The organism is Winogradskyella sp. ECml5-4, from assembly GCF_036903175.1.
Lineage (GTDB): Bacteria > Bacteroidota > Bacteroidia > Flavobacteriales > Flavobacteriaceae > Winogradskyella > Winogradskyella damuponensis.
Genome location: NZ_JAYJLF010000003.1, coordinates 1 through 23281 on the forward strand (window position 1 = coordinate 1; position 23281 = coordinate 23281).

A 23281-nucleotide genomic window follows, 5' to 3' on the forward strand; every position below is an offset into this window, starting at 1 on the left:
TATTCTGAGCAGTTAAGCAAAAGCTACTCATCAACGTAATAAATAATAATGTTTTAAAGTTTTTCATAATTGTTTTTAGCTTAACTGATTAAAAGTATCTTGGTGAACGAGAAACACGTCTTGGAAAATTAAGATCAAATAATAAGATGACCTCGTGTGACGCTGGCGCATATGCTTTAATATCGGATGAAATTGCATCGTATGCATATCCAATTCTAATATTTGGTGTTAACGCTAAGTTTACCAAACCAGAAAATGAATCATCTAATCTGTAAGAAGCCCCAATTTCAAATTTCTTAAAGAATCTTGCATTTAAATTAACATCAAATGATGTAGGTGCATCAAAAGCAGATTTTACCATAAACGATGGTTTAAGTTCTGTATTTGGTGAAAGATCAAACACGTAACCACCAGTTAAGAAATAGTGCTGTGTTTCAGATCCTATTTTACGATTACCATCGTCTAAATGAACAGATGATAGTAAGTTAGGTACAGATAATGATAAATAATATTTTTCAGTGTAGTAAAAGAAACCAGCACCAATATTTGGTGTTGTTTCATTAATACCAAATCCAAAGATAGGATCGTTAGTGTCTATCACAGCAACGTTTCCATTTGATAAATCAATGTCATGGAATGTAGCTCCTACTTTTACACCAAAAGCTAAACGGTGTTCGCCGCCTAAGTTTAAGGTGTATGAGACATCTACATAAGCATTAGTTTCTTTAACAGGACCAATATGATCTGCAATAACAGATAATCCTATTCCAAGATTATTTCCAACTGGCGCATGACCAAAGAATGTACCTGTTTCAGGGCCACCTTCAATTTTAGTCCATTGGTTTCTGTATAGTAGTCCAAAAGAAAGATTTTCTCTTGAACCTGCATAAGCAGGGTTTACTATATTCATATTATACATGTACTGTGTGTACTGAGGGTCTTGTTGCCCATGCATCTGAAATGCTAAAAGCAAAACCGCTATAATAGAGAGTTTTTTCATTATATAAAGTTGATTCTGTTAGTTGATTATCTGTTAATGTATACCCAAGAACTTCTTGTTTTGTTTCCTCCTTCATATTCCATAGTGTAGAAATAAGTGCCTACTGGAAGTTCTTCTCCATCATTAGTTTGGCCTTCCCATTCGTTTGTATAATTGGTTTTAGAATATACAAGGGTTCCATTTCTATTAAAAATTTCTAGTTTGGTAACATTAAAACTGCTTAAATCGAAATAATCATTTTGTCCAGGAGAGACTCCTGGTGAAATTCCTTGAGGAATAACACAGTTGTCTAATTCTATAACTGTAACTTCTGTAAATTGATTACATCCTGTATCATTAAATATGACTTCAATTTCATATAACCCAGCATCTAATACCTCTAAGCTTAAGCTATTTTCGTTATCTATAACACCACCATCACGATACCAAACAATAGATACATCTGAAGGTGAATAGTTTTCTGGCATTGCCTCAATAATTATTGGAGTTGAAGCATTAGGACATACTTCATAGTCAAAATCTGTAGAGAAATTTGTAACTGGTTCACTTCCAATTACCAAATTGAAGCTATTAGTTACATAACAATTTATATAATTACTAGATTCTACTCTCACAAATAAAGTTTCACCTGAGCTATCATAATTTCCTGAAATTGCTCCTGTAGCTAATATAGCATCTGCTTGAGATGTGTAATAAGTAACGTTATACAATGAAGCATCTTGACCATTAAGGATGGCTGAATCGTGTTCTGATAAATCAAAACTAACAATGCCATCGTTATCAAAATCACATCCGATAAAGTCTACACTTGCAGCTGTATGTGTTGGAGTAGAGGTAGCTATAGCAAATGTTGTTGTGGCAAAACAACCTGTAGCATTATCTTCTACTCTAACATAAATTGTCTGAGGGTTTGATGTGTTATTGTAAGGCGACGTCAATTCACTTAGGTTATCTATAGCATCTTGTTCAGATATATGATAAGTTACAGTGTAGTCTGATGAATCTTGAGTCCCTAAAATAGCATCATCATTTTCGGTAAGATGAAAGAATGCCTGGTTTGTTGTAGAACATTCAAATAAATCAGGAGCAGGATTCGCTATTGGTTCTGGTAGAAATTCAACAAGAATACCATCTGTTATCATACAGTCTTCTGAGAAGATAACTTGAACGTCATAATAATTAGATTCAGTAATTGTTAACGTAGAAGATGTTTCACCAGGAATAACAAATCCGTCTTTATACCAAACATGTGGAAATTCAGGTGCATGTGTGTTTATAATTACAGGTTCATTTAAACAAGTTGCTGTACCTGCATCAATAGTAATATCATCACCTAAACTTAATTCTCCAATATCAAAACTACCTGCTTTAAGGAAAACTCCAGTATCGTATTGCGAATCTCTATCGTCTGCAACAATGAGCTTAATACGGTAAGTTTCTCCAATATTTACAGATGCTTGAGCCGTAAACACAGTTGTTCTACCATTATAATTCATTGGTGGTAAATTTTCTGTGATATATTCTCCAAAATATTCTTCATTAATAGCAGGGCATTCAGAATTTTGCGGATGAACATTAGTTGTTAAAATTGGTGTATCGGAAAATGGAATAACTGCCAGATTAATTGTGTTATCGCTGGAATCTGTTAAGAAAAAGGCAAAGGCATCTGAGAAATTACATTCATCAGTACCACCAATAGCTCCGGTGTATTCCTCTGAAGCCATTAGGAAATCAAAGCTAATTTCTGGTACATAGGGTACAAAGTCAAACTCTATTATAGTTGCATTTCTAGAATTTATACCAAAATTATTGTCTAAGTCATAATCTCCTGGCCATGCGCTTCCACCTGCACTCATTAGATTGTCGTTTGTTCCGGCTGCTTCTATGGCATGTCCTGTACTCATTAAAACTCCTTCACTAAAAGGGAATTCATCTCCGTCCATTGTAAAATAACCTATCCCGTTTGGTTGATCGCTACTAAAGCTCGTACCTGTTGAAAATGTAATATTTGAAACATTAGCACAATCACTTCCAAATAATACGTCTTGTATCAATTCTTCAATAGTATGAGAATCATCAGTTACTTCTATGCTATTAAAACCAGGTTTAATACATAAATCAAAAGTTACATCCTCAGCTTCAGAGCCTTCTGAAAATACTCTTATATAATAAGTATTACCAATGACTAATTGCGGAGTAGTGCTCGTGGTACTATCCATACAATACAATTCACTAAGGTTGCCGCAACTACCTTCGTAAACAGCATGATTAATACCTGACGAATTACCATTAACAACTATGTTTTCAAATGATATTATTTGGTTGTTATGTAAAGCTGTAAACTGAAACCATACATCATCATCAGGGTCTCCTGAACAAGAAGGATCAGGTGTACTAGATGGGGTTGCCGATAAAATCGTACCAAAATTTAACTGGTCACAACTGTTATCTGTATTTACAACTGCGATTGTAGCGTTTGAGCAATCATTGTTGTCAGGAATACAGCCTGTTAGTTGTATTGGTAAACTGTTGAATACACAATTGAAATCTTGATCGTTATTTAAAGTGTATATGACATCCACATTAAAAGGAAAAGGTCCTATTTGGTAAATGCCTGTTGATGTAATAGTAGTGGTATTTGGGTCTATATTGTTAGATAAGGTTAATGATGTTGCGCTACCTAATGATGTAACATTAACATCCAATAAATATTGATCACCATTGTCACAATCATCCACAAATGCGAAGGTTGACTCTGAATTTGTACATGTAGCACAAGAAACAGTATAGTTAATACCATCTTTCATAGGTAAGTCTCCACTAGCACAACTTGATGGTAAAAAATCATCTGAAGCGATATAAAATGATATTCTATTACCGCTAGATGTATAAGAAACGCCTGCTAGATTGCCTTCATTGCCAAAGAAATAATCAGTGTAAGCCACGATAGGAGAGCCATCAGTATCAATAACTACCAATGGATCCCATCCTTCTTGAATATAACCAGACTGAAAAGTTAAAGTTAAAGGGGTGCCATCTGTACTCGTAAAAGTAAAGACTTCGGGATTAACCACTCCATCATCTCCATAACACATAGACTCCACTAATGGGCCGTCATTACAATCAATGATAAAGTCTGTTTGTACTGGTGTTGTAAAAGTAAGAGGGCCTGCCCAAATACTATTGCCATTTGTACAATTTGCTCTTACATATACATCATACTCTGTATCAAATAATAGGTTGTTTTCTATAATACTTGTAACAGAAGAGAATGTACCCGATGAAGGAATGCTAGATCTCGAAGGGATCACAACATACTCCCATGACGATTCACTATCATTAGCTTCCCAAGCAAAGCTGGCAAAAGCATATGTGTCATTAGAATTCACGTAATTAAGAGATAGTGTTGGCGAAATACAAAATGTTCCACAAGTTTCTACACGTACCAAATCAATAGACATATCTGCTCTACTGCTAAAAGTTGCTCGAGTATTTTTAAACTCAAGATATATAGATTGCCCGAGATAAGCATCTAGGTTTACACCTACTGGTACCCAAGCTTCAGAACTAGATGTCTGTAATTGACCAGTCCATGTAAATACATTAGTAAATGGGCCAGAAATTGAATTAGAAACTCCAACTTCTAATTCTCCCATATTGTCACCATAGGCATGCATATAAAAAGATAGTTCTGCGCTATCTGTAGCTGTAGTAAGATCAATAACAGGACTAATTATTGATGCCGATTCTTGGTTAACATTACCAGAAGCTTCAAAATTCATATAATTAGAGCCACTATATGGTGAACTTGGTCCTGTTGAGCCACTATCTGAATTTCCTGGTATTTCCCAGTTTCCCCCAATATTATTGTTTGTGATATCTCCTATCCATCCATCAGAATCATCAAATTCGGCTGTAAATACAAACGTAGAGTTGTTAGACGGGCAAGAGACTCCAACTGGAGGAGATATTGTTTGACATAAGGCTATTGAACTTCCAAGCATGCAGAATGCTAAAAAGGTCAGTTTGAAGATATTCTTATTCATTTCAGTTTTTATTTAATTCGCTAAAAAAATCAGTCAATTTATAAACAGGTGACCTGTTCAGGTATGTTTTAAAAAAACAAAAGCCACAAAGTGAAATTAAGTGGCTTTTGTTTTTTACAAACAAATTTATTGTTTAAGTACTCGTATCGTTTCTGTAACATTTGCTATAGTTACTTTAACAAAATATGTTCCTATATTTAAGTTAGACATGTCTAACTCACTAGCAATGTTATTAGGCGTCGTTCTTAATACTTCTTGACCTAGCATATTATACACAGTTATATTTTCAATGCTTTTTTTAGCATTCAATGTTAATGTGTTTTTTACTGGATTAGGGAAATAGGTAAATGCAGATTCATTAACTACATCATCAACACTTAAAGCAGTACAAGTTACTGTTGCTTCCCATCCTGTTAAGCTAGTATAAGGGTCAGATGTAAACTCAATAGTTAAGGCTCCAGATGGATCTGTAGAAGTGTAAAAGTCTCCTACATGAAGTTCGCTACTTGCAACTATAGTATTGTCTCCATTACCACTGTCTTGTCCACATAGTGTTTGAGCTAAAACTGGGTATGTGTTATCTGGACCGTTATATATGGTTAAGTAATCGTAACATCCATCTTGTTCACCAGGACCAAAGGTGTCTACTTCTATATCAACGTATGTAAACGTAATAGTTACTGCTTGTCCAGCAGAATCTGGAAGAATAGTTGTAGATGAAAATTCAGAATCTGAATAATTACCGTTGCTTCCGCCACCATCTACAAAGATACCGCCACATGCAGGAGGGACAATTGCCGTTGCAAATGTGTAAGGGCCAGTCCAAAGAGAAACTCCATTTGCATCACACTCAGATTGTACATAAAACTCGTAATGGGTATCATCTGTTAAATCTGTAAGTGTATATGGATTTGTAACTCCAGATATTGTTGCTACACCTGTTGCCGTTTCACCTGCAGTTATATTAATAACTTCAATGTTCCAAGTTGTAGCAGTGCCGTTAGCGGTCCATGCTAAATCAGCTGAAGTAGTTGTAATGTTTGATACCGTTAATGCTGTTGGAGACATACATAAAGGAGCTTCATCAAAAGTAACATCATCAATAGCGATATCATCATCAAAATCACCTGGTTCAATCACTTCAGAATATGTGAATCTTGCTTGTGCTGGTCCTGTAAAAGTCAAGCCACTAAGATCTAAAGTTTTTAATTCCCATCCGGATGTGTTTGTATTGTATGTTGCCATAAGGTTCCAAGCAGCACCATCCCAAACTTCTACATCTAATTGAGCATTTGCTGAATCTTCAGAATTACTTATTTCATAAAAACTCAATGCAGGTGTTGTCAGTGTACTTACGTCTACAAAAGGACTCAATAAATATCTAGGCCCATGTTCTTGAGAAGCATCTGCTGCTGCATAGAAACCACCTGATGTTGTACTTCCTGTTATTACACCGTCGTTTCCAACATGGCTTAATCCTGATGCTTCAAAAATCCAATCTTCTTCTCCTGAATCGCTATACATTCTCCAGCAATCTGGTATTGCACCACCATTATCAAAACCTTCTGTATATGGTGCCATAAGCGGATTACAATCTGTTTGAAATGATACTGGTCCTACCCAAAATGAATTACCATCGGTTGCACCACAATTAGATTGTACATAAAATTCATAATTGGTGTCTGGTAATAAAGCTGTTACAGTATATGGATTGGTAATTTCAGATAATGTTGCTACACCTGTTGCCGTTTCACCTGCAGTTATATTTACAATTTCAATATTCCAAGCTGTAGCAGATCCCGTTTCTGTCCATGCTAAGTCTGCTGTTGTGGCAGTAACATTTGCAACTGTTAAATCTGCAGGAAAGATACAAGCTATAGGATTGTCAAAAATGACATCATCAATAGCGATATCATCATCACTCCCTCCGTTAGGTTCAGAGAACGTAAAACGCGCTTGTGCTGGCCCTGTAAATGTTAAGCCACTGATATCTATTGTTTTTAATTCCCAACCTACTGTATTCGTATTATATGTAGCCATAAGATTCCATGCTGCTCCATCCCAAATTTCAACATCTAATTGTGCGTTATCTGAGTCTTCAGCATCACTTATTTCGTAAAAACGTAATTCAGGTGTTGTTAATGTACTTACATCTACAAAAGGACTCAATAAATATCTAGGACCATGATTACTAGATGCATCACAAACAGCATAATAACCACTTGATAATGTTGTTCCTGTTATGTCACCTCCGTCACCTACATGGCTAGGGCCTGATTCATTGAAAAACCAGTCTTCTTGTCCAGAATCGCTATACATTGACCAACAATCTGGGATATCACCTGCGTTATCAAAATCTTGTATATAAGGTGCTGTAAAAGCATCACAAGCAGTTGTAAATGCGATAGGACCTACCCAAATAGATGGACCTTCTGCACCACAATCTGCTTGTACATATATTTCATATTCGTTGTTAGACGTTAAACCGGTTATTGTATAAGGATTTGTAGCCCCACTAACTGTTGGTGTGCCAGTTACAGTTTCACCTGCAGTAATATCTACAATTTCTATATTCCAAGATGTAGCTGTACCATTCTCTGTCCATGCAAAATCAACAGTGGCATTAGATATGTTTTCTACTATTAAATCTGTAGGCTCCATACATGCAGGAAATGTGTCATTTACAAAATTATCTACATACAATTCCCATTCATCTTGTGATGTTGATCTAATAGCAACATAAACGGATTGGCTATCATAAGCTGATAAATCTAAAGTTACCTTAGTCCATTCTCCAGGCGCGTTACTTTCTTCTTGTAAGACTACAGTAAAATCGGCAGCAGTAGCAGCTGTAGTGGATAATAGTACTTCATAAGGCTCTAGAAATGTACCACTTCTTGATTTTACATAGAACGTTATTCTGTCGTTTAAGCCAGAAGTTACCGTAATTTGAGGTGTAACTAAGTAGTCATCATTAGGATTATCATATCCAGACTCTATCCTTGCAATAGCAGAGCCATCTTGTGCACCATCTCCTTCTGGTGTGTCATCCCACACCCAAGAATTTGTACTTGAAAGATCTAAAATAGTCCAAGTTGCAGGTATTTCGGTTTCGAAGCTCTCTGTAAATTGTGCATTAGATCGCCAACAAAAAGCAATCATTACGATAAATAGAAAAGTAATTTTTTTCATAAAGTTTGGATTAAAAAGTTAGTGTTTTAATAGTTTTAAAATTTAGCTCTTTTAAATATTTAAAACTTATGAAGCTAAAGTTGAACATTATCTTCCTTATTTTTGAATTTTAAAGGTTATCAAAAGGTAATCATGCTAAAATTAGTAAAGGTGATTGTTTTTAATTCGCTGTTAATTAGGTTGTTAATAAAAACGTAGATTTGCAAGAAAAAAATCAGTAACAGTATTAAAAAAATGAGAATTAAGTAGAGTTATTGAATTTTAATTGAATTTGTATTAAGAAAAACAGCGTTAATTAAAATATCTATGAATAAAAAAAGCAATAATATTGAAGGAGGTTATTAGTGCTAAAATTATTTGTAAAGAAAAAATTTGAGTTTAATATTATCTTAAGATTAGCATTCATTTTTGACAAAAAACATACTAAAAAATCATGATTATCATAAAAAATCTGAAATAAATTTAATTGCCTTAATTATATTGTAAACTTTCATTATCATTAAAGGCTTTAAAGAATTATTGAATTTCAAAACAAGAATAACAACTCTTTTTTTGAGAAGAATTACCGTCTCAAATTGATAAAAATTATAAAGCAACTATGTTTTTAAATGTCTTAAAAAAAATAATTTTACTCATTATATCGCTTGCCTTTTGTAATTCGCTATATGCTCAAGATAAGGAACGCCTAATTAAGATTAGTGACTTAGATAGTTTGCATGATGAATTTTATGGACAAGCTTCTGAAGAATCATATATTATACATAACAAACTTTTAAGGCAATCAAAAAAACTGTCTTATACTAAAGGTATACTTTCAGCTTATAAATCACTAATGTGGCAACATGGTGTGAGTTCAAGAGCAAATTTAGATAGTGTTTTACATTACGCAGACCTTTTTGAAACTAAAATCGCAACAAAAAGTATTCAAGCAGACACCTCGTTAATTAAAGAGTTAAAGCTTCCTGAATATTACTTAAATAAAGGTCAAATATTAGCTAATGGCTTTGGTTTGCCTGAACAAGGGTTAGAAAGCTATTTTAAAGTTTATCCATTAATCCCCAAAGGGAATATTAAGTTATCTATAGCTTACAACATTTCGATTTCTGAAATTTACTATCATAAATTCCAATACGATAAAGCACTCGAAGTGCTCACTCCTCTATTAAAAGATACTGTTGGTATTGGGTCTTTTACAAAAAAGAGATTATTAAAAAATATTTCAGCAAATTATGTTCATAAAGACATGCCTGAAAAAAGCTATACCATGCATAAAGCATTATTAGATTTAGCGATAAAAGATAATGATATTGATGGAATATGGTGGACTAAAAACAGATTGGCAAATGACTATTTTAGGTTAGGTGATGTTCAAAAAGCTATTGATTCTGCCTTAGCTGTGAGAAAATATTGTATAGAAAATGATAGTCATCAACTCATTTTTAATAACACAGCTTATTTAAGCACATTCTATCATGCTGCAGGAAATTTAGATAAAGCAATTGCTTATAGAAAAGAAGCTCTTCAGTTAGCATCTGGATCAGAATATAAGAAAGATACTTACGATAGGCTTGCCGAGTACTATACCGAGAAAAAACAATACTTAAATGCCATAGAAGTATATAAAAAGAAAGATGAGCTAGTTGATAGTTTAAGGTCAAATGAGAAAAAAGCCCTTTCTAGTTATATTGATTCTAACATAAAACTTCTTAAAGAAAAACAAAAAAGTCAGCAAATACTTTTTGACATGGAGTTACTTGAAATAAAAAACAAAAAGCAAGAACTTTATTATCTAAGTATTAGTGCCATACTTGTAAGTATCATTCTTTTATTAGGAAGTGTTCTATTATTTAGAAAATATAAAAAAGGAGAAAAGGTTATAGAAGTCTTAAAGAGTAATGAGAAAAAGCTACTCGAAGAAAAAATTATGCTTCGTGAAAATGAACTAGAAGCTTCTGCTATAGCGTTATCACAACGTATAGAAACACTTACGTTAATAAAGAACGAACTAGACGAAATAAAAAAACCACTAATTCCAAAGTTAGAAGAGGCTAAGCGTAAAATAGATAATCTTATAAGATCTGCTTCAGATATGTCTATTATTACTAAGAGGATAGAGTCAGAATACCCAACAATGTCTGCTAAATTATTAAACAGGTATCCTAATCTATCAGATACCCAAATACGCTATTGCTTATTAACAAAAATGAATCTCTCTATTAAAGAAACGGCTACGATCTTAAATGTAACTCCTGATACTGTAAAAGTTGCTAGAAGCCGATTAAAAAAGAGATTAGATATACCGTCAGAAATGTCAATTAAGATGTTCTTAGATAAATTATCTAAAGAGTAATTTTTTTTGATAAATAAGAATTTTATAGATACTTAGATTTTAAATTATAGTGTATGTTGTGACGTAAAACCAATTGTTTTTAAAACACCAAACTAAATACAGAACCTTCGCCTTCTACACTTTTAACAATAATTCTACCTTTATGAAGTAACATAATTTGCTTACAAAGGCTTAATCCAATGCCGCTTCCTGTGGTTTTACTAGTAAAGAACGGTACAAAGATATTTTCTAAAATGTCTTTAGGAATTCCAGAGCCATTGTCTAAAACCTTAATCACAATATCTCTATTTGGGTTTTCAGAAGCAAGGACTTTAATTTCGGGGTGGGCTCCATCTTTACAAGCATCAACAGCGTTTAAAATAAGGTTGATTAAGACTTGTTCTATAAGATGGGTGTCCATATCCAATTCTAGTTTAGGAGAGGTGACATTAAATGCTATACTTATATTTTTCGCCTTTATTGAAGGTTCCATTAATAACTGAAGATTATTAAATAAGTCTTCAATTTTAACACGTTGTAGGTTGAGGTGCGTGACTTTACTCAAACTTCTATAGGTCTTCGCAAATTTTAAAAGACCTTCACTACGGTTTTTAATGGTTTTAACTCCTGCATTTAAATCGTCTAACTCAAGGCGTGTTTCTTCAGGTTGTTCTATAGCTAATTGTAAGTTCTTTTGAAGGGTATCTGCTAAGGATGAAATCGGAGCAATAGAATTCATAATCTCGTGTGTCATCACACTTAAAAGTTTCTTCCAAGATTCCGATTCATTTTTATTTAAAGTATCATCAATATTCTGAATCACAATTAATTTGAAAGCATCCTCTTTAACCTGAAATACAGTATCTGAAATTAATATTTTAATACTTTCATTTTGAAGCGCAATCGAAATGGAATTCGGTTCTCTATGGTAGGTTTCAAAAATAGTATTGAATAATTCTGGTTTTCTGTTTTCTACAAATCGAATATTTTTAAACGACGGCATATCTAGCGTTTCCCCAAAAGAATCATTACTCCAAAGCACGTCACCCGATTCCAGATTATACGCAATAATACCAATGTCTACCATCTCTAAAATCTTTTGAAGGTAAACGTATTGCGCTTCGTTTTGAGAGTTGATTTCTTTAATCGTTCTATTAATTTCATTAAAGCCTGTGTATAAAAAACGAATATCTTTTGGCCCTCTATCTTCTGGAAACCATCTCGAAAAGTCACGATACTTAACTGCTTCAAAAAAATCATCCATCACCACAAATCGTCGTTTTACAAATGTGTAGGTATTAATACATAAGTAAAGTAGTGCAATGCTAATTACTACAATGTAAGCCGTCTGTTCCTTGTATATGGTATAGGCTAATGCAAGTATGGTACTCACTAAAAGTAGAATTCTAAAAAAGAGCCAAAAGATGTAACTTCTATAGTTCATACTTTTCTAATCTTCTGTATAAAGCAGCTCTTGTAATGCCTAGTTCTTTAGCCGATTTTGACACGTTGCCCTTATTTTTTTCAAGGACATTTAAAATCGCGTTTTTTTCTAAATCGTCTAAGTTTAAACTTTTCGTGGTAATACTGGTTGCTGAGGACGGACGTTCTATTGATGAAAACACTAAGTCTTCAGGTTTTAAAACGGAACCATCGGTCATTATCACAGCACGTTCTAAAACGTATTGTAATTCTCTAACATTACCTGGGAAATCGTGATTTTTTAATTTTGAAATGAATCCGGAATCAAATGAAAACGGACTTTTATTATATTTTTCGGCATATAAGGTAACAAAATGATGTGCTAATTCGGTAATATCTGTGCCACGATCTCTAAGTGGTGGCGCAATAATATCCACCGTGTTTATTCTGTAAATTAAATCTTTTCGAAATTTCTTTTCGTCCGCCAAAATTTGTGGGTCAATATTCGTCGCGCAAACTAAGCGAATGTCAATAGGAATTGAAGTATTAGAACCTAAAGGCGTCACATGTCTATTCTGTAAAACGGTGAGCAATCTTGCTTGTTGGGCTAAACTAATATTACCAATCTCATCTAAAAACAATGTACCACCATGGGCAGCTTCAAAACGGCCTTTTCTATCTTCTCTAGCGTCTGTAAACGCGCCTTTTTTATACCCGAATAATTCACTTTCAAATAAGGATTCGGTTAAAGCACCAACATCAACCTTTACAAACGGTTGGTTTTTTCTATTGGAGTTATCATGAAGTGCACGAGCAATTAAATCTTTACCTGTGCCGTTCTCACCAAGGATTAAAACGTTGGCATCTGTTGGTGCCACTTTTTTAAGTTTGGTAAAGACATCCGTCATAACGTCACTGTCTCCAATGATTTCAACGGTATTACTATTAAATTGTTTCTTCTGAGTGTTTTGGGATTTCTTTTGACTTAGAATCGTTGTAATCGTTTCTACAATTTTTTCATTCTTCCAAGGTTTCATCAAAAAGTCAGAAGCTCCTTCTTTTAATCCTCTTATCGCTAAATCAATATCAGCATAAGCGGTCATTAAAACAACTGAGGTTTCAGGCTTCTGTTTCCGAATTTTATTTAGCCAAAAGATACCTTCGTTACCCGTATTGACTAAACCATTAAAGTTCATATCTAAAATGATAATGTCGTAGGAGGTACGCTCAATTTGAGACGCAATATTACTCGGATTTTTTTCGGTAACCACTTCCTTAACCAGTGGTTTTAAAAGCAGGCGTAATGCTGTTAATACATCAACATCATCGTCTATAACTAATATTGTAGCGTTTTTTAATACCATCACTCGATAATCGAGGTTTATTTATTAGGAAGTCCTTTCAAAGCCCGACGTCATTCTTCGGAAATTACGTATAGAGCTCATTCTAAGGTTGTGTTTACAATATTACGATTTTATCTTGGGCTTATAAAAATTACAAAACCTAAATTTTTGTAGCCTTCAAAAGTGTGCGTTTTCGAACATAAAGTGTATCAAAAACGGACACTTTTAGTTTTGGGTTTGAATATAATTTATTGTAAATGAGTCTTTTGTGGTTTTGGCATCATCTTCACTATATAAATGGTATAAATAAAAGAGATATAATGGACGTTCCAATTCAGAAGAAGAAATTTTCAAATCAAAAACTAGGATTAGCTTTAGGGATTTTAGCCATAGTGGCTTTAATCGTGTATGTTATTTTCCAAACCTCAGGTGGTTCAAAATTGAATGTTGAAAAAGAACGTATTTCAATCAATACCGTTTCTAAAGGTGTCTTTCAAGAAAATATTCCGGTTAATGGCATCGTGCTTCCTGTGACGACGATTTATTTAGATGCTTTAGAAGGTGGACGTGTTGAAGAGAAGTTTGTTGAAGATGGAGCCATGCTGAAAAAAGGAGAGCCTATTTTAAGGTTATCGAACACTGATTTAGAATTGAGTTTAGTGAACCAAGAAACATCCGTATATAACTTGTTAACGCAAATGCAGATTTCTCAAAATGCAGCGCGTCAAAATACCATAAACAGACAAAATCAATTTACTGATGTAGAAAATAATCTGATTGAAGCGGAACGTGTTTATAATTTGAATAAACGCTTATATGAAAAAGGAGCCATAGGACGAATGGACTACGAGTCGTCTCAGAATAATTATGAGTACCAAAAAGAACGTATGAAACTGGCTAAACAAGTCTTAACTGAAGATACTATTTCGTCTAAATTAGAAGTAAGCCAAGCAAAAAACTCTTATGCCAGAACCCAAAGTGCTTTAGAATTAATGCGAAAAAAAGTAGGAGATTTAGTGGTTAGAGCACCAATTGATGGGCAATTAACATCTCTTGATGCTGAAATCGGACAATCTATAAATAAAGGAACACGATTAGGACAAGTTGATGTCACTAGTGGTTACAAGGTAAGAGTTGATATCGATGAGCATTATATTTCTAGAATCTATAATGGTCAAATCGGAACTTTTACGTTGAATAATAAAACCTACTCGTTAGTCATTAAAAAAGTATTTACACAAGTAACGAATGGTCGTTTTCAAGTGGATATGAAATTTGAAGGAGAGGTGCCAGAAGATATAAGAAGAGGGCAGAATTTACAGATACGTGTTGCGTTAAGTGCAGAGAAAGAAGCTCTGTTAGTTGCTAAAGGTGGGTTCTTTCAAAAAACAGGAGGTAATTGGGTGTTTAAAGTGAGTGAAGATGGAAATACAGCATACAAGGTAAATATTAGATTGGGAAGTCAAAACACAGAATACTATGAAGTGCTGGAGGGATTAAATCCTGGAGATAAAGTAGTAACATCGAGTTATGATGCTTTTGGTGATACGGAAGAGTTGATTTTGAAATAGAGTTAAGAGTAGAGATAAAAGATAATATAAAATTGAAATTGATAAAAAATAACACATTATTGCTCTAATGATCATTATGTGGATTGTCCCCTTGAGGGGACTTGAGGGGTGTTTTTTTAATAAAGTAAATACAATATAGATAAATAATAAAGATTCCTGCCTTCGCAGGAATAGTAAAAACAAATACAATGATACAAATTACGGACTTAGAAAAATTCTATAAAACGGAAGAGGTACAAACCATCGCATTAAACAAATTATCATTTGATGTTAAAGAAGGTGAGTTTGTTGCCATAATGGGGCCTTCAGGATGTGGGAAATCAACCTTATTAAACATTTTAGGGTTATTGGATGATCCAGATGGAGGCAGCTTTATGTTTAACGGAACAGAAGTCGCAGGCTATAACGAACGCAAACGTTCCGAGTTACGCAAACACAATATTGGTTTTGTGTTTCAGAGTTTTAATCTTATCGATGAACTTACCGTTTTTGAAAACGTAGAATTACCATTAATCTATACCGGTGTAAAACCTGCTGAGCGCAAAAAACAAGTAGAAGCGGTTTTAGAGAAAATGCAAATTATGCATCGTCGTAATCACTTTCCACAACAATTATCTGGTGGTCAACAACAGCGTGTGGCTGTAGCTAGAGCAGTGGTTAATAAACCAAAATTAATTTTAGCCGATGAGCCAACAGGAAATTTAGATAGTACCAATGGTAACGAGGTTATGGATTTATTAATCGATCTTAATGAAGCCGGAACAACCATCATCATGGTAACACACAGTGAGCATGATGCTAAATACAGTCATAGAATTATAAGAATGTTAGACGGACAAAAAGTAACTGAAAATATATTAGCATAAATCGACTTTCATCAATCAATCAATCAATCAATCAATCAGGTGGAAATACTTCAGTACGTCATAAACCAACCAATCTGTGCTGAAGTGTTGAAACCAAATCAATCAAGAAACGAACAGTAATTTATAGAAATCATGCTAAAAAATTATTTCAAAATAGCGTTTAGGAATCTTATTAAAAATAAGGTGTATTCATTTATCAATATTTCAGGTTTAGCGGTTGGCATGGCAGCGACGATTATGATTGGTTTATGGGTTACTGATGAATTAAATTTTAATAATCATTTTAAAAATAAAGAGACTATAGCTCAAATATTTCAAAGTCAGACTATAAATAATACCATTGGAACAGGTCCAGCAATTCCGAGACCATTAGAGTTTGCTTTGCGTCAAGATCATAAAGATAACTTTAAACATATTGTGATGTCATCTTGGGAGCAACCAAGATACCTGAAATTTGGTGAAACCAACATTTACAGAACAGGAAACGCGATGCAAGAAGGAGCAACCGATATGTTGGACTTGGATATTATTGCAGGTGTTAAAGATGGCCTTAAAGAGAAGCATTCAATCATGCTCTCTGAATCTGCTGCCAATGCTTTATTTGGGAGTGATACGGCACTTGGTAAAATCGTAAAAGTAAATAACGAAGATGATTTAGTGGTCACTGCAATTTATAAAGATATACCAGCTAATAATTCGTTTAGCGACATGAAATATATCATTCCATGGAAACATTATGTCACCACGCAAGATTGGATAGAATGGTCTAAAGAATCATGGGGAAACAATTCTTTTCAGTTGTTTGTGCAAATCAATGCGAATACCACTATGGATGTGGTAAACTCTAAAATTAGTGATGTAAAGAAAAATGCCTCATCCGAAACAGCTCAATTTAATCCGCAACTATTTTTATTACCAATGAAAGATTGGTATTTACGAAGTGAGTTTGAAAACGGAGTGCAATCTGGCGGACGTATTGAAAACGTTTGGTTGTTTGGTATTATAGGTTTGTTTATTTTGTTATTAGCCTGTATCAATTTTGTGAATTTAAGTACCGCACGTTCCGAAAAACGAGCGACCGAAGTTGGTATTAGAAAATCGATTGGCTCACAACGTAGTCAGCTTATTTTTCAATTTTTAAGTGAATCGTTTTTAATAGTTTTTCTCTCATTTATTGTTGCACTTGGTTTAGTGTTGTTATTCTTAAATGGATTTAATAACCTAGCGAGTAAAGCCATTGTTTTTCCGTGGACAAGTCTTCAATTCTGGTTGATAGCATTAGTGTTTGTAATTATTACAGCATTTTTAGCAGGAAGTTATCCTGCCTTATATTTATCGTCTTTCAATCCTGTTGCGGTATTAAAAGGCACTTTTAAATCTGGTCGCTATTCATCCTTACCTCGAAAAATTTTAGTCGTAGCACAGTTTACCGTTTCAGTAGCATTAATTATAGGAACATTGGTGGTAATGAATCAAATTCAATTTTCTAAAGATCGCCCAGTTGGATATAACAAAGAAGGATTGATTCAAATTCCTGTAATGAGTAACGAGTTTATCGGAAAAAAAGATATCATGAGGAATCAGTTTATAGCCTCTGGAGGTGCTTTAGAAATGACGGGTACAAGTGGGCCAATGACTAATGTGTGGTCCAACCGATCTGGCTATACTTGGGATGGTAAGCCTGAGGGGTTTCAAGAAGATTTAGCATACACTTCTGTGTCTTATGAATTTGTTGAAACTTTAGGTTTAAAAGTACTAGAAGGGCGAGGGTTTTCGAGAGCATTTGCTTCAGACTCTAATGCGGTAATTCTTAATGAAACCGCTGTAAAATATATGAATATCAAAAATCCTATTGGGAAATATATAAGGGATTCTGATACTGAAGACCCAAGTCCACCTTTAAAAATTGTAGGCGTTGTTGAAGATATGATTATTCAATCGCCTTACAGTCCAGTAAAACAAGCGATGTATGTTTTTGATAGCGAAGATAATACGGCGTTTTATAATGTAAGACTTAATCCTGAAAAAAGCACCAGTGAAAGTTTAGCGCTTATTGAAACTGTCTTTAAAAAGAACTTCCCAAACACACCTTTTGATTATCAGTTTGTGGATGAAGAATATGGTGCAAAATTTAGTTCAGAAGAACGTGTAGCGAGTTTAGCAAGAGTCTTTACAGCATTAGCGATTTTTATAAGTTGCTTAGGACTTTTTGGATTGGCATCGTTTGTCGCAGAACAACGCACTAAGGAAATTGGAGTCCGAAAAGTATTAGGAGCATCAATCAGTCAGTTATGGTTATTGCTTTCAAAAGATTTTATCACGCTTGTAATCATAGCATTGTTAATTGCATCACCGTTAGCTTATTATATTATGGGACAATGGTTGCAGAAATTTAGTTACCGCACAACCGTAAGTTGGGATGTCTTTGCGATTGCTTGTTTTGGAGCATTAATCATTACACTAATCACTGTAAGCTTCCAAGCCGTAAAAGCAGCTACGTCAAATCCTGTGAAATCACTTAGAACAGAATAAATCAATCAATCAATCAATCAATCAATCAAAAAACGAACAGTAATTCTTAGAAACTATGTTTAAAAATTATTTCAAAATAGCACTCAGAAACCTCTGGAAGAACAGAACATTTACAGCACTCAATGTCGTAGGTCTTACAGTAGCATTCGGAGTAGCTCTATTATTAGGCATGTTTGCGGTTTTTCAATTGTCTTTTGATCGCTTTCATGACCATGGAGATACGATTTATAAAGTGTATTCAGAAGATAGTGGACCATACGGTATTGAAGCGAATACCTCAAAATCTGAACCTTTTGCGGCAGCACTTCGAGATGAGGTTACAGGAGTAGAGAAAATTACACGTTATAGTGGTTCTGGAGTTTTGTTAACGTATCAAGACAAGCAACTCGGTATGGGGACTGCTTATGTGGATCCCGACTTTTTTGAAATGTTCAGCTTTCCCATTGTAAAAGGAGATACGAAAAATCCAATAACGTCAGAGTCTTCAGTTGCAATGACAGAGCAGGCTGCAAAACGTATATTTGGAGATGAGAATCCTATAGGGCAAACCGTTACGATTTTAAGAGATGAAGTCGAAGTGCCTTTTAATGTCACCGCGATTATTGAAGATTTTCCCGATACAAGTTCTATAGGTTTTGATATCGTGCTCAATTTTAAAAGCCAAAATGAACATGCCTATGCCAGAACTGTAGGACGTTGGGACATGGAGAATCATGAGGTATATATGCAACTTTCTGAAGGTTTAAAACCTGAGCAATTTGAGAAAAGCACAGCAGATTTTACCCAATTACACTATAAAAATGAGATTGATAATGCCAAGCGTGATGGTTTTGAGCCTAATGCAGATGGCCTTTACAGACAAATAAAAGTATTACCGTTGGCAGATGTTCGCTTTGCGAATTTTAATCAAGGAGTGGTTAGTGTCAATCGTACCATGCCGTATTTAGTTTTGGGAATTTCTTTTTTAATTCTGTTTATCGCTTGTGTGAATTTTATAAATATGAGTATTGCCAAAAGTTCTCAACGTTTGCGTGAAATCGGTATGCGAAAAACACTTGGAGCTAATAAAAAACAGCTCTTCTTTCAGTTTTGGGGAGAGAGCATTTTAGTGTTTTTAATGTCTATAGGTTTAGGAATTTTATTAGCTGTGGTGTTACTGCCTTATTTTCAAACACTCTTTAGAACGCAAGCTTCATTGGCAACATTACTAAATCCATCATTACTGATTTTCCTAATTTTTAGTGTTTTGCTTATTACATTAATTGCAGGTGGTTATCCTGCATTACTCATGAGTCGTCTTGGAACTTTACAAAGTTTAAAAGGAAAGCTACAAGTGAATGGTAAAAATCGTTTACGTAATAGTTTAATGGTTTTACAATTTGGGATTGCTATTTTATTGATAAGTGGTACGCTTGTACTTTGGGATCAGGTAGAATTTATGCGAACTAAAGATTTAGGGTTTAATAAAGATCAGGTCATTGCTTTTCCGCTTAATGGAAAACGCAACGACCAAAAGGCTATAGAATTACTTCGAAATACGCTTCAGGATAAGCCGAATATTGTGAGCATCACAGCATCCAATAATATTTTGGGAATTGGTAAAGATGGTAATCGAACAACGAGTGTCTTAGGTTTTGAGCACAAAGGGCGTGGAGTGGATACGCATATGTTAGTTGTTGATGCCGATTATGTTGAAACTTTAGATTTGAATATTATTGAAGGCCGTTCATTTCGAAAGAATCTGGTGAGCGATAGTCTATCGGTTATTATCAACCAAGCAATGGCCAAACAGATGAATGAAGACGATATTTTAGCGTCTCAAATCACACTAGATGATGCTTCATACAATATTGTTGGAGTAATTGAGGATTTTAACTTTCAGGAATTAGATCAGCATATTGCACCTATGACCTTATTTGCACTACCTAATTGGAATCTAAGAAATGCCTACGTTAAAGTTACATCTCAAAATTTAGAACAGGCTTATGATGATGTAAAAATAGCTTGGAATACTATTGAACCTAATGTAGAATTTCAGGGCTCATTTTTAAATGAAAATATAGAACGAACCTTACGCAACGAACGCACCATGATTACCATGATTGGTAGTGGATCAATACTAGCGATTATCTTAAGTTGTATAGGTTTATTTGCCATGTCGTTGCTTATTGTGGCACAACGACGAAAAGAAATAGGTGTACGTAAAATTGTTGGTGCGAGTGTCTCTGCAATTACGGTATTGCTTACCAAAGACTTTTTAAAATTGGTTGTTATTGCATTTCTTATGGCTACACCTATTGCGTGGTGGACCATGAATAAATGGTTACAGAACTATCCGTATCGTATTGATCTTAATATTTGGATTTTCCTTGCAGCTGGTGGAATTGCCGTATTAATAGCCATGCTAACCATAGCTGTAAAAACAATAAAAGCCGCAACCTCTAATCCAGTAGAATCTTTAAGAACGGAATAACTAATCCATTAAATCATACACATCATGATTAAAAATTATTTCAAAATAGCGTGGAGGAACCTTATGAAGCATAAGGTGTTTTCTCTAATTAATATCATAGGTCTTACCATAGGATTAAGTGCGTCGTTTGTAATTGGTTTAATGGTGTATTACGATGCTACTTTTGATGACTTTCATAAAGATGGTGACCGCATTTATCGAGTGGTTACAGATTTAATTAGTCCAGAAGATACCTTTTCTATTTCTGGAGTCACCTTAGCCTTAGAAAATGAAATAAAGGAAGATTCCAATTTTGAAACGGTTGGTAGCTTTTATATAGAACGCCCTTTTAAAGTTGAAAATAGAGAATTAGGTTCGCAATTTAAGTGGCCAAACTTCGTCATTTTTACAGATGCCAATTATTTTAAGATTTTCAATTACACGTTTTTAGCAGGAGATGAAACTAACATCTTATCACATCCAAATAGTGTTATACTAACTGAAAATAGAGCAGCAGATTACTTTCCAAATACGTTGCCTTCAGATATCATAGGAAAGACTTTAGTTTATAATGATTCTCTTAATGTTACTGTAACAGGTATTGTTGAAAATTTTAAAGAAAGAACCGATTTTGTGTTCGAAGAATTTATAGCAAAACCTCTTCTTTTGCAAACCCGATTACGAGAAAATTTCCTCAATTTAAATTGGAATAATACAAATGATGCTTCACAACTCTTTGTAAAAGTAGCTTCTAATGCCGATGTATCAGCCATACAAAATCGTCTTGATAATTTAGCTGCAGCGCACCAAGATGAAGATTCAAAAAAATATGGTGATGAGCAAAAGTTTGCATTACAACCGCTGTCAGATATTCATTTTAATGAAAAATATGGTATCTATGATTGGACAAAAGGGCAAGCCAATAAATCACTACAGACAAACTTGGCTTTAGTGGCTGTATTCCTCTTATTATTAGGCTGTATCAATTTTATTAACCTCAATACAGCACAAGCATCTCAACGTGCCAAAGAAATTGGTATTCGAAAAACTTTAGGGAGTTCTAGGAAGCAATTGATTAGTCAGTTTATGGGTGAGACTTTTTTGTTGGTGCTTATATCTGCTTTGCTGTCTGTTTTACTTTCTAAATGGTTAATAAATGTGTTTTCAGATTTTGTGCCAGATGGTCTAAATTTTGAGCTTTTTAAATCGCCTTTAATTGTTGTTAGTGTTATCGTTTTATTAATCATCGTAACATTTTTATCAGGATTTTATCCAGCCTTAATTTTATCAAAATTTAATACCGTTTCCGTATTAAAAAATCATTTAGCGGTTGGCGATAAAAAGGTGAAACTAAGAAAGTTTTTAACCATTTTTCAGTTCACCATTGCTCAGATATTCATAATTGCCACATTATTGGTCGGTAAACAAATTAATTTTTTGCTCACTACAGATATGGGTTTTAAAACGGATGCTATTATTTCTGTTTATAGTCCAAGAGGTGAGCGTGAAGTTTCCAAAAAAGAGCTTTATGCTGAAAAATTAAGAGCCATTCCAGAAATAAAAGAAATTAGTATTGGTGGTACACCTCCTGCATCGATATCCACAAATAGTACGTCTCTTACGTACAATAATGGCGAAAATGAGATTAATACCGACTTGCAATTTATTTTTGGGGACATTAATTATTCAAAAGTGTTTGAGTTAGATCTTTTAGCAGGAAGAAGTATAAGAAATGATACGGTTAAAGAATTGGTCATAAACGAAACCTGTAGAAAAAAACTAGGATTTAAAAGTCCAGAGGAAGCCGTTGGTAAGATCGTTTTGTTAGGTGGAGAGAATGTTCCGATTGTGGGTGTCATGGACGATTTTTTTCAACGTTCATTGAAAAGTAATATTAAACCTATGGCATTTCGTGGAGATTGGAACCGTCCAGATTGGAGTCAATTTCAGGGACTACATTTAGCGTTGCAAAATGAATCTTCCGAAGGCTTAAAAACAACATTGTCGAAAATTGAACATGCTTATAAATCCGTCTATACAGAAATAGATGATTATCGCGTAGAGTTTTTAGACGAAAGCATTCAAAATTTTTATAATCGCGAACGTAAAATTTCTAAACTATTAAATTGGGCAACTGGCTTGTCTATTCTCATTAGCTGTTTAGGCTTATTGGGTCTTGTCATTTATACCACAAACCGACGTGTAAAAGAAATAGGCGTGCGTAAAGTTTTAGGCGCTTCATTATTTCAAATTAACACAATCCTATGTAAAGAATTCTTAATCTTGGTTGCGATTGCTTTTGTAATTGCGGCACCAATTGCTTGGTATGGGATTAATAATTGGTTGCAAGATTTTGCCTATAAAACGAGTATTAGTTTCTGGGTGTTTCTAGTAAGCGGATTAGCTATGATTTTCTTTGCTTTACTAGTTATTAGTGTAAAGACGCTTCAGGCTGCAAATGCCAATCCTGTAGATTCATTGCGTTCAGAATAAATCAATTTGAGATTGTCCCCTTGAGGGGACTTTAG

At 34.2% G+C, this 23281-nt stretch carries 11 protein-coding genes; 6 read left to right on the plus strand and 5 right to left on the minus strand.

From position 1 onward, the window contains the following. Window positions 1–88: 88 nt before the first annotated feature. The 3 genes from VDP25_RS03330 to VDP25_RS03340 form a co-directional block, all read right to left on the minus strand. The gene (locus tag VDP25_RS03330; protein ID WP_334466876.1) at window positions 89–1000 is read right to left on the minus strand and encodes a PorP/SprF family type IX secretion system membrane protein; all 912 of its coding nucleotides are present in this window, start codon (window positions 998–1000) and stop codon (window positions 89–91) included. 26 nt (window positions 1001–1026) lie between these two features. Beyond that, window positions 1027–5046 carry a choice-of-anchor L domain-containing protein gene (locus VDP25_RS03335; RefSeq protein ID WP_334466879.1) on the minus strand — a complete coding sequence of 1340 codons (4020 nt, stop codon included), beginning with the start codon at window positions 5044–5046 and terminating at the stop codon, window positions 1027–1029. A 126-nt stretch (window positions 5047–5172) separates the two neighbouring features. Continuing rightward, window positions 5173–8238 (minus strand): T9SS-dependent choice-of-anchor J family protein, encoded by a 3066-nt coding sequence (locus VDP25_RS03340; RefSeq protein WP_334466881.1) that lies wholly within the window; start codon window positions 8236–8238, stop codon window positions 5173–5175. 598 nt (window positions 8239–8836) lie between these two features. Here VDP25_RS03340 and VDP25_RS03345 point away from each other — a divergent pair. Beyond that, window positions 8837–10588: a hypothetical protein gene (locus tag VDP25_RS03345; protein WP_334466884.1), complete on the plus strand. Its 1752-nt coding sequence runs from the start codon at window positions 8837–8839 to the stop codon at window positions 10586–10588. A 79-nt stretch (window positions 10589–10667) separates the two neighbouring features. Here the strand turns inward: VDP25_RS03345 and VDP25_RS03350 are convergent, their stop codons facing one another. Then, a complete protein-coding gene (locus tag VDP25_RS03350) occupies window positions 10668–12011 on the minus strand; it encodes a sensor histidine kinase (protein ID WP_334466887.1) in 1344 nt (447 codons plus the stop codon). Beyond that, on the minus strand, window positions 12001–13353 hold the full coding sequence (locus VDP25_RS03355; RefSeq protein WP_334467277.1) for a sigma-54-dependent transcriptional regulator: 1353 nt from the start codon (window positions 13351–13353) through the stop codon (window positions 12001–12003). The genes VDP25_RS03350 and VDP25_RS03355 overlap by 11 nt, the downstream gene beginning before the upstream one ends. 299 nt (window positions 13354–13652) lie before the next feature. Between VDP25_RS03355 and VDP25_RS03360 the strand changes: the two genes are divergently transcribed. The 5 genes from VDP25_RS03360 to VDP25_RS03380 all read left to right on the plus strand — a co-directional run bounded on the left by VDP25_RS03360 (window position 13653) and on the right by VDP25_RS03380 (window position 23246). Further along, window positions 13653–14903, plus strand: a complete 1251-nt coding sequence (locus VDP25_RS03360) for an efflux RND transporter periplasmic adaptor subunit (protein ID WP_334466890.1) — start codon at window positions 13653–13655, stop codon at window positions 14901–14903. A 188-nt stretch (window positions 14904–15091) separates the two neighbouring features. Then, window positions 15092–15769 carry an ABC transporter ATP-binding protein gene (locus VDP25_RS03365; RefSeq protein WP_282032108.1) on the plus strand — a complete coding sequence of 226 codons (678 nt, stop codon included), beginning with the start codon at window positions 15092–15094 and terminating at the stop codon, window positions 15767–15769. 132 nt (window positions 15770–15901) lie between these two features. Next, entirely contained in the window at window positions 15902–18301 is a 2400-nt protein-coding gene (locus VDP25_RS03370; RefSeq protein WP_334466899.1) for an ABC transporter permease, read from the plus strand. A gap of 55 nt (window positions 18302–18356) precedes the next feature. Beyond that, window positions 18357–20774, plus strand: coding sequence for an FtsX-like permease family protein (locus VDP25_RS03375; RefSeq protein ID WP_334466901.1), 2418 nt, complete (start codon window positions 18357–18359; stop codon window positions 20772–20774). Window positions 20775–20798: 24 nt separating this feature from the next. Then, a complete protein-coding gene (locus VDP25_RS03380; RefSeq protein WP_334466903.1) occupies window positions 20799–23246 on the plus strand; it encodes an ABC transporter permease in 2448 nt (815 codons plus the stop codon). The last annotated feature ends 35 nt before the right edge of the window (window positions 23247–23281 follow it).

What these genes read in the sequence shown, in the direction of transcription:
- VDP25_RS03345 (WP_334466884.1), top strand. Translation starts at nt 8,837, where the DNA reads ATGTTTTTAAATGTCTTAAAAAAAATAATTTTACTCATTATATCGCTT.
- VDP25_RS03330 (WP_334466876.1), bottom strand. Translation starts at nt 1,000, where the DNA reads ATGAAAAAACTCTCTATTATAGCGGTTTTGCTTTTAGCATTTCAGATG.
- VDP25_RS03380 (WP_334466903.1), top strand. Translation starts at nt 20,799, where the DNA reads ATGATTAAAAATTATTTCAAAATAGCGTGGAGGAACCTTATGAAGCAT.
- VDP25_RS03360 (WP_334466890.1), top strand. Translation starts at nt 13,653, where the DNA reads ATGGACGTTCCAATTCAGAAGAAGAAATTTTCAAATCAAAAACTAGGA.
- VDP25_RS03335 (WP_334466879.1), bottom strand. Translation starts at nt 5,046, where the DNA reads ATGAATAAGAATATCTTCAAACTGACCTTTTTAGCATTCTGCATGCTT.
- VDP25_RS03375 (WP_334466901.1), top strand. Translation starts at nt 18,357, where the DNA reads ATGTTTAAAAATTATTTCAAAATAGCACTCAGAAACCTCTGGAAGAAC.
- VDP25_RS03370 (WP_334466899.1), top strand. Translation starts at nt 15,902, where the DNA reads ATGCTAAAAAATTATTTCAAAATAGCGTTTAGGAATCTTATTAAAAAT.
- VDP25_RS03355 (WP_334467277.1), bottom strand. Translation starts at nt 13,353, where the DNA reads ATGGTATTAAAAAACGCTACAATATTAGTTATAGACGATGATGTTGAT.
- VDP25_RS03365 (WP_282032108.1), top strand. Translation starts at nt 15,092, where the DNA reads ATGATACAAATTACGGACTTAGAAAAATTCTATAAAACGGAAGAGGTA.
- VDP25_RS03340 (WP_334466881.1), bottom strand. Translation starts at nt 8,238, where the DNA reads ATGAAAAAAATTACTTTTCTATTTATCGTAATGATTGCTTTTTGTTGG.
- VDP25_RS03350 (WP_334466887.1), bottom strand. Translation starts at nt 12,011, where the DNA reads ATGAACTATAGAAGTTACATCTTTTGGCTCTTTTTTAGAATTCTACTT.